Source organism: Actinomadura soli (genome assembly GCF_005889715.1).
GTDB lineage: Bacteria > Actinomycetota > Actinomycetes > Streptosporangiales > Streptosporangiaceae > Spirillospora > Spirillospora soli.
On record NZ_VCKW01000059.1, the window covers coordinates 20,531 to 36,530 of the forward strand.

Genomic DNA, 16,000 nt, shown 5'->3' on the forward strand with positions numbered 1-16,000 from the left:
CGAAGGGTGCAACGCGATGACCAGTGCCACCCTGGCGGCCGCCGACGCGTGGTCGTCCGCCCCCGACTACGCCGCGTCGGTGAGCTGGCTCGGCCAGCACGACGCCGCCGTGGTGCTCAAGGACGGTAAGAAGGTGCTCGTCGCGGGCGGTGCCGATGCCGCGTCCGCCGCCGTCCGGCAGAGCGCCGTGTACGACCTGGAGCAGAACACCTGGGCGGCGCCCGTCCTGCTCGGCACGGCCAGGCAGCTGCACGCGCTGACCCTGCTGCCGAGCGGAAAGGTGCTGGTCACCGGCGGCAGAGGCGCCCCCGGCGCGCCCGCGCTCGCCACCGCCGAGCTGTACGACCCGGTGCAGGGCTCGTGGACGGCGACCAAGCATCCGATGGCCGCCGGACGCTGGGGGCACAGCGCGGTCCTGCTGTCGAACGGCCAGGTCCTGGTCGCGGGCGGCAGCACCACCAGACCGGGCGGCACGGTGATGGCGGTGCGCTCGGCGGAGTTGTTCAACCCGGCGGACGAGACCTGGACCGCCGCCAAGGACATGACCGACGCCCGCACCGGGCACACCGCGGTCGTCCTCCAGACCGGTAAGAAGGTGCTGGTCTGCGGCGGCAGCGTCCCCGTCGGGACCGGCGACGACCCGGCGCTGGCGTTCTGCGAGCTGTACGACACCGACGACAAGACCTGGACGCCGACCGGCAGCCTGCGCCGCTCGCGCAGCGGCCACACGGCGACGGCGCTGTCCGACACCACCGTGCTGGTCACGGGCGGCCATGCGCCCGGGGCGCTCGGAGACGGCAGCTTCGACCCGTTCGCACGCGCCACCGCCGAGGTCTACACCCTGACACCGGGAAGCTGGCAGGACACCGCGCCGATGCCCGCGGGCCGGGCGCTGCACCGCGCCGTCCCGCTGGGCTCGGGGAAGGTCCTGGTGGTCGGTGGCACCGACGACGTCCGCAACGAGGCCGGCTACCGCAGCGCCCTGGAGTACTCCGCCGGCGCGTGGACGACGGTGCCGGGCCTCGCCGAGGGCCGGTGGGGCTTTGCCGCCGCGGCCTCCGGGGCCAAGGTGATCGTCGCGGGCGGCGTGGCCCGTACCGGGCTCGCCGCCGCCGGGCAGGGCACCGAGCTGACCAGGACGTCCGAGCGGCGCGGGGGCGGTTCGTGAGCGCGAACGCGTACTCCTTCCTCCCCTGGCTGCGGACGGGCCTGACGACCCAGATCACCGGGCCCCCGGGGACCGAGCCCCGCGCCACGATCAACGTCGAGCTGAAGCTGACCGGGGACGCCCTGAAGGACGGCGACCAGCCGCCCAGCCGCCTGGTCGAGCAGCCGCTCCAGATCTACGGCCCCGGCGACGTCATCGGCGTCGACCCGCGGGCGATCTCGCGGGTCGAGCCGCTGCCGTACATCGCGACCTTCGAGCCCAACTTCCTCGCGCACATCGAGTTCTACGACGAGGTGTTCCCGTGGCGCTACAGCCCTGCCCCACCGGACGGCGGCACGAAACGGCTGGCGCCCTGGCTCGCCCTGATCGTGCTGGCCGGGACGGAGTTCGAGGACGGCGCCGCGCCGGACCGTCCGCTGCCGTTCATCACCGTCACCGATCCGCGGGCGCTGCAGCCGTCCGGTGAGCTGGGGGCGTGGGCGCACGTCCACGTCAACGGCGAACTCGACGTCCCGCTGGCGGTCGACGACCCCGCCGACATGAGGGCGGCGCTCGCGAACCTCGGCCGCGTGCTGCGCGAGGCTCCGGACAGCGCGTGCTCCCGGGTGATCTGCCCGCGGCACCTGTCGCCCAAGACTCCGTACGACGCGTTCCTGGTGCCGGCGTTCGAGACCGGGCGGCGGGCCGGGCTCGGCATCGAACCAGGCGCGATCGCGGCGATGACGCCGAGCTGGGGCGTCCCGCAGGACGTCGCCACGGGCCAGCTGCCCTACTACCACCGCTGGTCGTTCACGACGGGCTCGGTGGGCGACTTCGAGTACCTCGTCCGGCTGCTGAAGCCGTTCGAGGCCAAGGAGCCGGTCGGCCGCCGCGACATGGACGCGCACCGCAAGCCCGGCTTCGGCCTGCCCGGCGTCACCACGCCGACCCAGCCGGACGGCGTGCTGCGGCTAGGCGGCGCGCTGCAGCTCCCCGACTCCGACGAGAACCCCGACGACTGGGAGAACTGGGACAACTTCTACAAGCTGCGCCCGCCGCCCGCGCCGCAGTACCCGAACCAGTGGCAGCGGGCTATGGCCGGGCTGATCAACCTGGCCGAGGCGTACCAGCGGCAGCCGGCGGCGACGGCGAACACCGAGCTCGCGGCGAGGGTCTCCGACCTGGAGGCGCAGACCGACCCGGTGATCACGCCGCCGCTGTACGGGCGCTGGCACGCGCTCACGCCGCAGTTGCTCATCGACGCAGAGGGCGACCCGGTCAGCGACGCCGTGCTCCGCAACTGGGTGCACCGGCTCAACCTGGATCCGCGGTTCCGGGTCGCCGCGCAGTTCGGCGCGCAGGTCGTCCAGGAGCGGCAGGAGGAGCTCATGGCCGCCGCCTGGAACCAGCTCGGCGAGGCCAGGCGGGCGAACGAGAAGATCCGCGCGGCGCAGCTGGCCCGCGAGGTCGGCAACCGCCTGCACGACAAGCACTTCGAACTCCCCACCGCTCCGCCCGCCACGGCCGCGGCGGAGCCGCCGCCCGCCTCGGCCAGGACGCTGACGCTGACCGCCCCCGCGCACGGCCGGGTGATCGAACGCGTACCCGCGACGCTCTCCGCCCTCCCGGACCCCGGCGAGCGGCTGGCGGTCGGCTTCAAGGTCGCGCGCAGCCGCGTCGCGACGGCCCCGGTGTCGGCGGCGATGCGCCGGATCACCCGGCCGGGCTCGCGGCTGATGAAGGTGCTGGAGTTCCCGGAGGTCAGGCCCGCCGAGACACTCGTCTCGCGCATCGACGGGCTGGACGTCACGGCCGCGCCCCCGAAGGGCACCCCGCCCGCCGTCGTCACGCCCGCGGAGCTGGACGAACGGCTCCCGCCGAAGCCGCCGGGACACCCGGTCGACGTCCTCGCCCTCAACCCGCTGTTCGAGCTGCGCGAGTACGGCGCGACCGCCACCACACCGGCGGGGGACCGCGACAGCGACGAGGCCGCGGCGTTCAAGCACGCGCTGCGGGAGCTCTACGCCGGATGGGACGACGCCGCCGCGGCCGGCCACGTCGACGACCCGCCCGAACTGGGCGTGATCGACGCGACCGCCGACATGATGACCGGCCTGCGCTCGGACAAGACGGTCCTGGACAACCTCCTCGCCTCGATGAACCTGCCGGACCGGCTGAGGCCCGCCACCGGCGAACTCGCCGAGCTGACCGAGGTGATGGCCTACCCGGTGTTCGACATGCCGATGTACGAGGACCTGCTGAAGATGTCGGTGGACACCTTCGTGCCCAACCTCGGACTGATCCCGGCGAACTCGATCACCCTGCTGGAGAACAACCGCCGGTTCATCGAGTCCTACCTGGTCGGGCTCAACCACGAGATGGCGCGGGAGCTGCTCTGGCGGGAGTTCCCGTCCGACTCGCGCGGGACCCCGTTCCGGCAGTTCTGGGATCCGCGGACGGCGCTGCCCGCACCGGACGAGACGGCCGGCGAGCGGCGCGAGCGGCTGTACGACATCCCGCCGATCCACAAGTGGAGCACCACCACCGGGCTGGGCGGGAACAGCCGCCGGAAGAACGACCTCGTGCTGGTGATCCGCGGCGAGCTGCTGAAGAAGTACCCGAACGCGGCGATCTACGCGCACAAGGCGGCGTGGCCCGTCCTGAAGGACCCGCCCGGGGCGCCCGACACCAGCGGCGAGCGCGAGCTGGCGAGGCTCCCGGCGAACCTGCCCCCGCCGCCCGAGCTGGTCAAACTGCCGATCTACGAGGCCAGGGTCGAGCCCGACGTCTACCTGCTCGGCTTCGCTCTCGACGCGGACGAGGCGCGCGGCGAGGGCGGCGACCTCGGCTGGTTCTTCGTGATCAAGGAGCGTCCCGGCGACCCGCGGTTCGGCGTCGACGAGGACCCGCCGGGCCCGCCGCCCCCGGTCGAGGTGTGGAACGACCTGTCCTGGGGCCGCGTCGACCCGCAGGACCGGCACGGCTTCATCCAGTTCGACGCCGACATCAAGGTCAAGCTCGCCGACGAGTTCAACGGCGACGAGGACGACCAGGAAAAAGCAGAACAGCGCCTGGACGACGAGAAGATCCTCGCGGGCTGGCAGTCCGACATCAGCTCCGCGGACGTCGCCTACATCCTCTTCCAAGCACCGGTTCTGGTGGCCGTACACGCACAGGAGATGCTGCCGGATGCCCGACCTCAGTCTTGACTTCCCGGTGCTGCTCGGCCCCGTCCGGGTGGAGACGCGGTTCACCCAGGACGAGCTGCTCGTCCGGGTCTTCCCCGACGAGTGGGCCATCGACAAGTTCGAGCCCCGGCCCACCCGGGCCGAGCTCGCCGCGCTGGACGCCTACTGGACGGGCCTCTGGGCGTCCGGCGGGTCGGCGGCGGGGGAGCGGGCCGCCTGGCACGAGCTGGCCGGCCGCCTCCCCGCCGGGCGCGCGGGGTGGCTGCTGCAGGGGGACCGTCCGGCCAACCCGGCCGATCGTCCGACCGGGGTGCCGGCGGAGACGACCGTCCTGGTGATCGTCAGCGCCGCGCCGCTCGCGGCGGACGACCGCCAGCCCGCCGTCACCTACTGGACCGCTGTCTGGCGCGCCCACGGCGACCGCGCCAAGCTGCGGGACGCCGACATCGCGCTGCTCGCGTCCGTCGGGAAGACCCGGGCCGACGCGATCCGCGCCCGCCGCCCGCACGGTGTGGACGGCGCGCCGGTCACCAGCGCAGACGGCGTCGTGGTGGCGTTCCTCGTGCTGCCCCCGCCGCCCGCGGACCAGATCGCGCCGCAGTCCTGGACCGTGGCCGCGAAGGCCACGCTGCTGCCCGACCGGTTCGTCGTGTTCGGATACGTGAACGGCGCGCAGGTGTTCGCCAAGCCCGGCGGCCCGGTGCGGCCGGAGCTCGCGGTGAGCCCGGATCCGGGCGAGACGGAGGCGAACCAGCTCAGGATCGACGAGGCCACGGGCGTGCTGACCGTGCCGCCCGCGCTGCGCTGGCTGACCGACTTCAAGGAGGCGGTCAACGCCGGGATGGGGATCCGGATCCCTCTCCAAACCGCGTTCCGGAACGGGGTCGACCGGCTCATCGTGCTGGGCCTGCGCGAGCAGGCCACGCCGGAGCAGTCCGCGACGGCGCTCGGCGGCCTGTTCACGCGCCAGCTCCGCAGCCCGTCCGGGTTCAGCCTGCTGCCCCAGGGCACGCCGACGAACAACACCGAGCAGGCCCCCGCCGGCCAGGACACCGCGGCCGAGGCGGAGGCGGGGCTCGCCACGGCCGCCGGGTTCGCCGCCACCGCCGCGGACTGGACGACCAAGACCGACGGCGAATGGTTCGCCGAGCTGCTCGGCCTAGACCCGGCGGTGCTGGCCGGGGTGCCGAACGCCGAAGGCTCCGACCGGCGGGACGCGCGGGCCGCGCACACCGCGCTCTGGCCCGCGACCTGGGGCCACTTCCTGCAAGCACTGCTGAACGGCGTTCTCGGCGCCGAGCAGATCGCGCAGACCAGGAGCTTCTTCCTGGAGCACGTGTCCGGGCGCGGCCCGCTGTCCGCGGTGAAGATCGGCCGCCAGCCGTACGGCATCCTGCCGACGACCGTGTTCTCCCGGCTGGCCTGGCCGGACGCGGCGAAGCACCGCAGGGCGCTGAACGTCGTCCTCAAGGAGGCGGCGAAGGACTGGCAGGCCGCGCTGCAACACGTCAAGCACCTGAACGGCCCGGCCGACGCCCCAGCCGACAGCCCGCACCAGAAGCTGCTGGATATCCTGGCGCTGCACCCCACGTCAGCGGAGTTCCACCACCGCTACGCCCAGAGCGTCGAGGACGTTTTCAACCGCGAGAACCTGCGCGCGCTCGGCCCCCAGGTGAAGGACGCGCTCGACCAGCTGGCCATGCCGCAGCCGATCCGCGCGCTGCTCGCCCGGTTCGGCCGCCCGACGAGCGACCCGGCGGCCGACCCCGACCTGCTGCGCCGGCTGTTCACCGACGTCCACCATCCGCTGCTGGCGCCGCTGGTCGACGACCGGCCGCTGTCCGAGACCGAGCCGATCCGCGCCTACACCGCCGACCGCCGCAACTACCTGCGCTGGCTCGCCGACCACGGCCGCGACGACCTGGACAGGGTGCGCAAGGAGGAGGGCTTCCTCGACAACCTGCCGCCCTCCGCACTGCTGTACCTGCTGGCGCGGCACGCGGTGCTGCTCGGCTGGGCGGAGGCCGCGCGGCGGCTCGCGCTCGCCACACCCGGTTCCGTGGTGCCCGATCCGCGGGACGCGCCGTTCGTCCACATCAAGATCCCCAAGCCGGGCCAGACGATCCCGAGCGAGAGCCGGTACCGCACGCTGTACTCGACGAACCCGGCGATGACCGGCAGCCAGACCATGCTGGTGCACGAACACCTCCGCACAGTGCTCGGCACCAATCCGGCCACCGCGGAGCTCGACGAGCAGACCAAGGCGCTCGGCCTGCTGGCCGGGCTGCCCACCGCGCGGCTGGAGCGGGTGCTCGCCGAGCACGTCGACTGCGCCACCTACCGGCTCGACGCGTGGCGGCTCGGGCTGGCGAACGAGCGGCTCGCCGAGCTGCGCTACGGCCCGGACGGTGCGGCTCCGCCGAGGCGCGGCGTGCATCTCGGCGCCTACGGATGGCTGGAGAACGTCGCCCGGCGGGAGAGCGACGAGGTCGAGCACGTCACACCGCCCGCCGACCTGGCGACCGTGTTCGGTACCGCCCCGATCCCGCTCGACACCGGAAACGGCGGCTACGTCCACGCGCCGTCGCCCGCCCACGCCCGGACGGCCGCCGTCCTGCGGGCCGGATACCTGGCCAACAAGACGCCGGACACGAGCGCGTTCGCCGTGAACCTGAGCTCCGAGCGCGTCCGGCTCGCCCTCACCATCCTGGACGGCATGCGCCAGGGCCAGTCGCTTCCCGCCCTGCTCGGCTACCGCTTCGAACGCGGCCTGCACGACCGCAGGATCGGCCTGGATCGCTACATCGCCGGGCTACGGCTGAAGTTCCCGCTCCGCGCCAACAAGATCGACGAGACCGCCCCGGCACCGGACGACCCCGCCCGGCCCAAGCGCATCGAAGAGGTCGAGGCCCGCATCGTGATCGACGGGCTGGCGCTGCTCCGGCACGTGAACGCGCTGCCCGAGGCGGACCAGCACTACCCGTTCGGCTTCACGGACCTGCAACCCGCCGGCGAGGACGTGGTCGCCGACATCGGCAAGGAGATCGACGCGCTGCGCGACGTCCACGACGCGCTCGCGGATCTCGCCGTGGCCGAAGGCACCCACCAGGCGTTGCAAGGCCATCCCGAACGCGCTTCGGCGACCATGGACGCCTACGCCAAGGAAGGCGTCGCGCCCGAGCCGTCCGTCGTGGAGACCCCGCGCAGCGGCACCACCCTGACGCACCGCTTCGGGCTCCAGCTCATGGCGGACCGTCCCCCCGGCCTCGGCACTCCGCGAGCCAGGGCCGAGCCCGCCGTGAACGCCTGGCTGCCCGCGGTGCTGCCGAGCCCCACGGCCGTGGCCGCGCTGGTGACCTGGCGGGACCCGGACGACGGCGCGAAGCGTCACCGCCTGGTCACCCAGCACGAGACCGGCCTGGACGCGATCGACCTGCTCTGGGCCCTGCGCCCCGCGGACCAAGCGGCGATGACCGACCTGGACGACCGGATCCTCGGCGTCGTCATCGAGCAGGCGAAGCCGCGCCCGGACGTCGAGCTGACGATCGAGTACACCACCCGCATCTCCGACCAGGACGGCATCGGATTCTCCGGCAAGATCGGCTTCTTCGAGCTGTCGCCGCTGGTCGCGGCGCTGCGCACGCTGCTGACGACGGCGCGGCCGCTGCGTCCGAGCGACCTGGCCCCGGCCGCCGGGAGCGCCCCGGTCGCCCGGGCCGCGGACGACGCCGTCGCACTGCCGCGGGAACGTCCGGCCAAGGTCCTTGAGTCCCTGACCGACCTGCGCGACGCCGTCGCCGAACTCGTCGCCGACCTCGGGGAGCTGTACCCCGCCGGCGCGCCCCCGGCCCGCGCCGCGCTGATCAGCGGGATCGACACGTTCCTCGCCCGGTACGCGAAGCTGACCGTGGCGGCCGGCGGGTTCGGCCTGGTGCGCAGCAGCTGGGGCGAGGTGGCGCTGTGGCGGCGCGGCGTGTTCACCGCCGTCCTGGCCGCCGTCGCCGAGGCGGCCGCGCGGATGACCCGCGCGCTCGCAGCCGCCGACGCGCTGCTCGCCCAGTACGACGCCCTGCCGCCGTCCGCCCCCGTCGAGGAGCGGTTCCGGATCCTGCAGCAGGCCGAGGGCCTGCTCACCACCCGGCCGGGCCCGCGCCCACCGGACGTGGACGACCTCCGAGACCGCGTGGACGACCTCCGGGACGACTTCGACGAGCGCCTGAAGAAGCTGACGCGGATAGCCAAGACCAACAAGACGACCCTGAGCGGCCTGCTCGCCGAGGTCGCGGCACTCCTGCCGCTGACCGACGTCGATCCCGCCGGGCTCGACCTCACGCCCTACGAAGACCAGGTGGTCGCGTTCGGCGGCGACCTCCTCACCCGCGCCGGGAAACTGAAAGACGAGCTGTCCGCGCGCCGCGAGGCCGCGACCGCGGCCCTCGGAATCTACGACAAGGCGCTCCCCGGCCCAGACCGGGTGCGGGCCGCGATCGACGCGCTCAAGGCCATGCTCGGCGAGGACGTCCTGGCCGTGCCCCAGTTCACCCCGCCGAGCCAGCTCCTCCAGCAGTGGAGCAAGGCGCGCAACGACAGCGACAAGCTCGTCGCGCACCTCACGCCCGCGCGGGACTTCCCCGTCGACGACTGGCTGCACGGCATGGCCCGCGTCCGGGAGAAGCCGCGGCTGTGGGAGAAGACCGTGACCCTCGCCGGGGGGCTCCTCGGGCCCGGTGGGCTGCTCGGCGTCCTCGGCTGGAAGGAGCCGGCGCTGTCGCCCGTCCAGCTGCCGTACGTCGCGGGCGACCACTGGCTGGCCATGGAGTTCGCGAAGGACCCGAACCTGCCCGACCCGCTCGGCGAGGACCGGCTGCTGTTCACCGCGCACTACACGTCCCCGCTGGCCGGCGACCAGTGCGGGCTGGTGTTCGACGAATGGACCGAGGTGATCCCGGCCGAGCGCGAGACCACCGGCATCGCGATGCACTACGACGGCCCGGACGCCGAACCCCCGCAGGCGATGCTCCTCGTCGTCCCGCCGGTACGCGACCCCGCCGGCCACTGGACGCCCGGCGACCTGATCGACGCGATCGTCGAGACGTTCGAGCTGGCGAAGACCCGCGCCGTCGAGCCGGAGCATCTCGGCGGCACGGCCTACGCCCACCTGCTCCCGGCCACGGTGCTGTCCGCGACCCGCAGGCAGATCACCATCGGCACCGACCTCGCGATCGCCAACCTGCGCTGGAGGGCCGCCCATGAATGAGCCGAACCCCGTCCCGCCGACGTTCGCCGAGGACCTCGCCGGACGCCGCCACCCGACCGTGGGCGTGTGGAACCGGCTGGAGGGCCGCCCCCGCACCGCCGACTTCGAGCGGGCGCTGCGCGTCGAGGTGCGCGACCCGCTGTGGATGCTGACCCGGCAGTGGCAGCTCGGCGAGTTCCGCGGCACGGACGCGGGCTCGCCCGTCACCGCCACCTACTCGGTCAGCCCCTCGCGCCCCACCCGGTTCCGCCCGCACGGCGGCCCGCCCGAGGACCTGCCCACCGACCGGCCGCTGGAGACCATGGCCGAACGGCGGCCGCTGCCGTTCGCGTTCGGCGACGAGGAGATCGCCTTCGACCTGCGCGTGCTGATCGGCCACCGGTGGCTGAAGCTGCTCGGCAAGCACAACCTCCTCGGCCTGGACCTCTTCCGCTTCGAGCGGCAGTACATCGCCAAGTACCCCATCGCGCTGCCGGACCCCGAGCACCCCGCGAAGGAGGACACCGCCCGGCTCGCGCATCCCGAGGTCTGGGCGACGATGCAGACGATCGCCGGCCGCCGGATGGACGGCTACCTGCTCTACCGGCACATCAAGGGCGGCGGGAACGCCGCCGACGGCATCAACGGCCTGCTGCACCGCACCACGCTCAACAATCTCGGCAAGCGCCTGGTCGCCTGGTTCGACGCGCTGATCGACCAGCCGACCGGCATCACCGCCGAACGCCCCGACGGCGACGCCACCTGGGACCCGCGCCGCCTCGAACACCGCTTCTCCGTCTCCGGCTCGGTACCCGGCGGCGGCGAGAAGGTCGTCACCGCCCAGGAGTACCCGGGCGGCGAACTGGACTGGCACGCCTTCTCCGTCGACCCCGGCCCGCCCCTCGGCGGGACGAAGCCCCCGGAGAAGACGCTCAGCCGCACGGTCTTCCCGGCCCCGGTCCGCTTCTCGGGCATGCCGCTGCCGCGCTGGTGGGCGATCGAGGACGGACGCACCAACTTCGCCGCCGTCCGCCCGGACAGCACCGACCTGGCGCGCCTGATCTTCCTGGAGTTCGCGCTGGTGTTCAGCAACGACTGGTACCAACTGCCCTGCGACCTGCCCGCGGGCACGATGAACAAGATCCGCGGCCTGGTCGTCACCGACGTCTTCGGCGAGAAACTCTGGATCACCCCCGCCGGCGCCGGCGACGACGAGGACCAGCGGCGCTGGTCGATGTTCACCCTGGACACCATCGGCACCGCCCACGTGCCCGCGGACACCGACCTCCTGCTGCCGCCGAGCGTCCCGAAGGTCGCCGAGGGCCCCGCGCTGGAAGAGGTCCTGCTGATCCGCGACGAGAACGCCAACCTGGTCTGGGGCATCGAGCAGACCGTCCGGATGCCGACCGGCGAACCACGCCGCGGCAGCGAGGCCGCGGCCGAGGCCCTGGTATTCCGCCGGCGACACTCGGAACCGGCGTCCGACGAAGAGGACCCACCGCGCGCCCCCATTTCCTACCAGGCGATGAACGCCATCCCGGAGCACTGGATCCCGTTCATCCCGGTGCGCGTGCCAGGCGACAACCGCGAGATCCAACTGCAGCGCGCGGCGATGCCCAGCGTCGTCGACGGCCAGCCCGTCCCGGCCCGCACCACTCTCCTGCGCCACGGTTTCGACGCGGGAAAGCAGTACTTCGTCAACGAGGAGGAAGTGCCGCAGGCGGGCACCCGCCTGTCCGTCGCCTTCAACCGAACCCGCTGGCGGGACGGCCGCGTAGTGCTCTGGCTCAGCGCCCACCGCGGCGCGGGCCGCGGCGAAGCCTCAAGCGGCCTCCGCTTCGACACCCTGATCGACACACCGATGATGACGCCCCCATCCGGCCAGCTCTGACAGTCGGCAGCCGCGAGGCGGCACCGTTCCCGGCGAGTTAGTCGGCCGTGGTGTCGAGGTCGGCGGCGATCGTATCCGGCGCGCGCATGCGCCAGGCGTCGGTGATGAGCTCTTCCAGACGGTCTGGGTCCACCTTGTCCAGCCACAGCATGACGAGGGGCATCCCGTCGTAAGCGGGTGTGGTGAAGAACCGTTCGGGCTCACCGAGCAGCAATGCCTGCTTCTCCGCCTCGTCGCCGACGTACAGCACGGCGACATCGGTCCGGATGACGCGCGGCTTACCCGGTCTGCGCTCAGGATAGGACCAGACGAACCCTTTGCCGCCGACCCGGAAATCGAAGCCGTCACTGTCGATCTCGACCACATGAGGCAGCGCGGACGCCAACCGGCGAACGTCTTCGGCGTCAGCCATCCTGATGGCTCCCAGACCTTGGTCAGCAGATTTCGCAGAAGAGGACGTCGCGGACCGTGGCGGGTGCGCCGTCCATTTCTGTCTCGTGGCCTTCGGCCGGTTGGCCGAGGGCCTCTTCGGGCACAAGGGTCAGATCGTGTGACGCCATAAAGCGGTCTATGGTCTCCAGAATCTGGTTCCCTGCGGGGGTTTCCCGGACGGCGGACACGGAACCGGGGTACCAGGTCAGCTCGCCTTCGGGCCCGCGATGGACGATGGCCGTCCAAAACGGCCCCTTGGACGAGATCCAAATAGAAAGCGCATGGTTCGCCGCCCGGGCGTCATCGGTCGGACGACCGTCCGCGGTCAGATAAAGGGACAGTTTCTGACCCGCGTTATAGTTCATGTCGTCGTCGTGCGAGAGAGAATGCGACAGTTCGGTGGAAAGTTCGGCGCCCAGCCGGGCGATGCGGTCGCTGAACGACTGCGAATAGTCGACCGGGGCGTCGAGGTAGCTGGTGAACTCTGCCATGGTCCCGTTATACCGGAAACTGGGTCACGACCTCGTCAGGGGCATACGTGGACCAGGACGCGGGGTTCTGCCCCTCGACGATCACGCGGCCGCCGTAGACGCGGTTGCCGTGCCTGTCCCAGCCCGTGAACCCGCGGCCCAGATTGGGCACCTCGTATTTGACGCGGCCGTTCCCCTGGTGCGTGACTTGCACGTTGGGGTGGTTGACGACCTCGTTGGTGAACTTGCTGCCGCCCTCCGTCGGGCGGAATCGGCTCTTACCCTGCTGTGGCGGGGAGTTCGCGGCGTGCCCATGCGTGTAGACGTGCCTGCGCGACTGCGCCGAATAGTAGGGGGCGAGGCCGAGCAGGTCCATCTCGGCGAGCGGGTTCCGCACGTAGGCATAGGGGTTGAACGCGGGTTCGATCCCGAGCGGGTCGCTGCTCTCGTATCGGGCGGTACTGGCATCGTAGAAGCGGTGGAAATTGTAGTTCAGGCCGCTTTCGGGGTCGTGATACTGGCCCGGGAAACGGAGCGGGCATGAGGCGGGCCCGGTGCTGGAGAGTTCCGTCCCCCAGAGAGTCGTCACCGGGTGCCATGCGACGGCCCCGTCGGGGGAGACCAGCTCCCTCGGGGTGCCGACCAGGTCCGTGACGATCGCGTAGAACTGCTGGTCGATCCATTCGTCACTGGCCGGGATGCGCTCTGTCTGCGTGACCGGACGGAGCGTTTCGGGCTCGTACTCCCAGACCGTGCCGCTTCCGACATAGGCGTTCTGCCTCGCAGACCAGGTGCGGTGGATCTGCTCGGCCGGTACCGCCTCGTCCCAGACGAAGTCGAGCCGTTCGGCGATTCCCTTTCCGTCCGGTGCGAGCCTCAGCTTCGCGATCCGGCGGCCGAGCGGGTCGTACCGGTACCGCCAGTGCTGCCCGTCTGGCGTCCGCACCCCGATGAGCCGGTCCTCGGCGTCCCACTCGTACCGCCAGTTCGCGGGCTTCGAGGACGGCCGCGCCTGCTGACGGAGCACGACGCGCCCCTGCGCGTCGTACTCGAACCGCGTCGAGCCCGCCCGCAGGAGCCGCATGCCGGAGTATTCGCGACTCCCGGCGGCCTCAGGCCCACCGGGCTCGGGCCAGTGCGCCTCGGCGAGGTTGCCAGAGGCGTCATAGGCGTAACGCTCGCTCCATCCCTGCGCGTTCACCGCGGTGACCCGGCCATGGGAGTCGAGGGCGAACGTGCGGTCGCCCGTCAGCCGGTCGGTCGAGGCGGTGAGGACGCCGTCCGCCCGATAGGCATACGTGCGGTGTTGAAGCAGCCGCGCCTGGCCCGGCGCGGGTCCCGCTGGTGCGGGGCCCGCCGGGGCGGGTGCGCCCCACACGGTCTGGGACGTCAGCCGGTGGTTGGCGTCCCACTGCTGGGCGAGGATGGCGCCCGCCCCGATCCTGCGCTGGACCTCACGCCCTGCCCCGTCATGCTCGAACGCGATGTCCTGCCCGCCGGTCGCGAGCCCCACAGCGCGTCCCGCCGCGTCGTACGACCAGCGGCTCTCCGCACCGGACGGCGTGCGGCGCAGCGTGCGCCGTCCCGCCGCGTCGTAGCCGGACACCACGGCCTGTCCGTTGCAGATCTCGGCGGTGACCCGGCCGAGCGGATCGCGCTCGAAGCGCAGCTCCGCGCCGGGCGCCGTGGCCTGCTCCAGCCGTCCGTCGGCGTCGTAGCCGAACACGGTGACGGTGCCGTCCGCGCGCCGCTCGACGACGCGGCCGAGAGCGTCGCGGGTGAACGCGACCGTCTGCCCGGCGCCGTTCGTGCGCTCCTTCAGGCGTCCGGCATCGTCGTAGGCGTACTCGACCGCGCGGCCGTCGAAGTCGACCTCGCGGAGCAGGTTGCCGATCGCGTCGTACTCGTACCGCCAGCTGAGGCCCTGCGGGTTGGTGACCGACGCGAGCCTCAGCTCGGCGTCGTGCTCGAACTCCAGCCGGGTGCCGTCCGGTTCGACGCGCGCCGTGGGGACGTCGAACGCCCCGAACTCCCACCGGGTCACCAGGCCCGCCTCGTCGGTGTGGGCGACCAGGTTGCCCTCGGCGTCGTAGCGCCAGTGCTCGGTCGCGCCATCGGGCAGCGCACGCCACGCGGGCCTCCCGTCGGGCGTCCAGCCGAACCGGGTGACGCCGCCCAGGGGGTCGATCGCCTCCGACACCCTGCCGGCGGCGTCGTACCTGTAGAGCGTCCTGGCACCCCCAGGGTCGGTGACCGACACGGGCAGCCCCGCCGCGTTGTAGGTGGTGTGCGTGGTCTCGCCGAGGGGGTCGGTGAACGCGGTCAGGTTCCCGTACTCGTCGCGGGCATAGGTGCTGACCGCGCCGGACGGGTCCGTCCCCCGGACGAGGTTCCCGCGCTCGTCCCAGCCGCGCAGCCAGGTCGCACCGGACGGTTCGACGATCTCCACGGGGAGGTTCAGCTCGTTGTAACGGGCCGTGCGCCGTGACCCGTCCGGGAGCACGACGGACGTCATGTTCCCCCGCTCGTCGTATGTGTAGCGGGTGACGTTCCCGAGCGGATCGGTGCGCGCCAGGAGGCGGTCGTAGCGGTCCCATTCGGACCGGACGGTCGCGCCGAGCGGGTCGGTCTCGGCGATGATCTGGAACGCCTCGTTGTACTGGTAGGTGATGGAGCGGCCGAGCGCGTCGGTGACGACGGTCGTCCGCGTCTCCGGCGAGTACGCGAGTGCGGCGTCCAGGAACCCGCCCGAACCGTGCCCGCGGACGGCCCGGCCTTCCTCGTCGTAGTCGTAGCGGTACCAGAAGCCGTTGCGGTCGTGCCAGCCGGTCAGCCGGCCGTCGTCGTAGGTGAAGCGCTGAGGACGCCCCGAGGAGTCGATCACCTCCGTGAGATGGCCGTCCTCGTAGCCGAATCGCAGGAGCGGAACGGCCTCACCATCCGCCGCGTCCGTGAGCAGCCTGAGCGACGTGACCCGCCGCTCCGACGGGACGAATGCGGGGACGTCCGGGCCGCCCGCGTCCAGCGCGGTGGTCTCCACGGCGATGCGGTAGCCGCCCGAATGCCGGATCTCGCGAAGGACCTGGTCCTCGTACACGAAGTCGATGCGGTTGCCGTTGCGGTCGGTGATGGCGGTCACCGGCAGCCGGGACCAGCCGTGCTCGTCTCCGGGCGCGGGGAAGTGCAGCGTCCGGCCGAGATACGGGTCGGTGAGCTCGTAGCCGCCGCCGGACGTCATGACGAGCGGCCACTGCGGACCCTCCACCGGACGGAACTGCACCTTCGGCACCACCGCCTGCGGATACTTCAGGATGATCGCGTCGGCGGCCAGGAAGTACACGCCGTCGGCGTCCAGCTCCAGGCGCTGGTCCAGCGTCGAGGCCCACGACCGCCCGAAGAGCCCCCCGTCGCGGTACGTGGAGATATGAGTGCGTTCGAGGACGAGCGGGAGCGCCCCGGCGAGCTCCACATCGGTCTGACCGAGCAGCACCTCGCCCGTGACGACGTCGATCGGGTCGTTCGTGGTCGTCCGGCCGTTCGGCTGCCTGCTCGTCGCACGCGGGTCCTGGCCACCGCGATTGCGATTGCCGCCCGTCCGATTGCGACCGCCGGGCGTCCGCCCACCCCCACCGGGGC

At 72.2% G+C, this 16,000-nt stretch carries 7 protein-coding genes; 4 read left to right on the top strand and 3 right to left on the bottom strand.

The features are described from left to right. Positions 1 to 16 precede the first annotated feature (16 nt). From ETD83_RS14085 to ETD83_RS14100, 4 genes are read left to right on the top strand one after another with little or no spacing between them, the layout of a single operon-like run. The gene (locus ETD83_RS14085) at positions 17 to 1,168 is read left to right on the top strand and encodes a Kelch repeat-containing protein (protein WP_138645565.1); all 1,152 of its coding nucleotides are present in this window, start codon (positions 17 to 19) and stop codon (positions 1,166 to 1,168) included. Further along, a complete protein-coding gene (locus ETD83_RS14090) occupies positions 1,165 to 4,356 on the top strand; it encodes a hypothetical protein (protein ID WP_138645566.1) in 3,192 nt (1,063 codons plus the stop codon). The genes ETD83_RS14085 and ETD83_RS14090 overlap by 4 nt, the downstream gene beginning before the upstream one ends. Further along, the gene (locus tag ETD83_RS14095; protein ID WP_138645567.1) at positions 4,337 to 9,592 is read left to right on the top strand and encodes a hypothetical protein; all 5,256 of its coding nucleotides are present in this window, start codon (positions 4,337 to 4,339) and stop codon (positions 9,590 to 9,592) included. Before ETD83_RS14090 ends, ETD83_RS14095 begins: the two co-directional genes overlap by 20 nt. Next, positions 9,585 to 11,462 (top strand): hypothetical protein, encoded by a 1,878-nt coding sequence (locus tag ETD83_RS14100; protein ID WP_138645568.1) that lies wholly within the window; start codon positions 9,585 to 9,587, stop codon positions 11,460 to 11,462. The genes ETD83_RS14095 and ETD83_RS14100 overlap by 8 nt, the downstream gene beginning before the upstream one ends. 37 nt (positions 11,463 to 11,499) lie before the next feature. On the opposite strand, the gene ETD83_RS14105 is transcribed toward ETD83_RS14100, so the two are convergent. From ETD83_RS14105 to ETD83_RS14115, 3 genes are all read right to left on the bottom strand, one after another. Further along, positions 11,500 to 11,874 carry an MmcQ/YjbR family DNA-binding protein gene (locus ETD83_RS14105; protein WP_138645569.1) on the bottom strand — a complete coding sequence of 125 codons (375 nt, stop codon included), beginning with the start codon at positions 11,872 to 11,874 and terminating at the stop codon, positions 11,500 to 11,502. Between the two features lie 22 nt (positions 11,875 to 11,896). Beyond that, entirely contained in the window at positions 11,897 to 12,385 is a 489-nt protein-coding gene (locus ETD83_RS14110) for a hypothetical protein (protein ID WP_138645570.1), read from the bottom strand. 7 nt (positions 12,386 to 12,392) lie between these two features. Beyond that, positions 12,393 to 16,000, bottom strand: a 3,608-nt coding sequence (locus ETD83_RS14115) for a DUF6531 domain-containing protein (RefSeq protein ID WP_138645571.1), incomplete at its 5' end; no start/stop codon positions are given.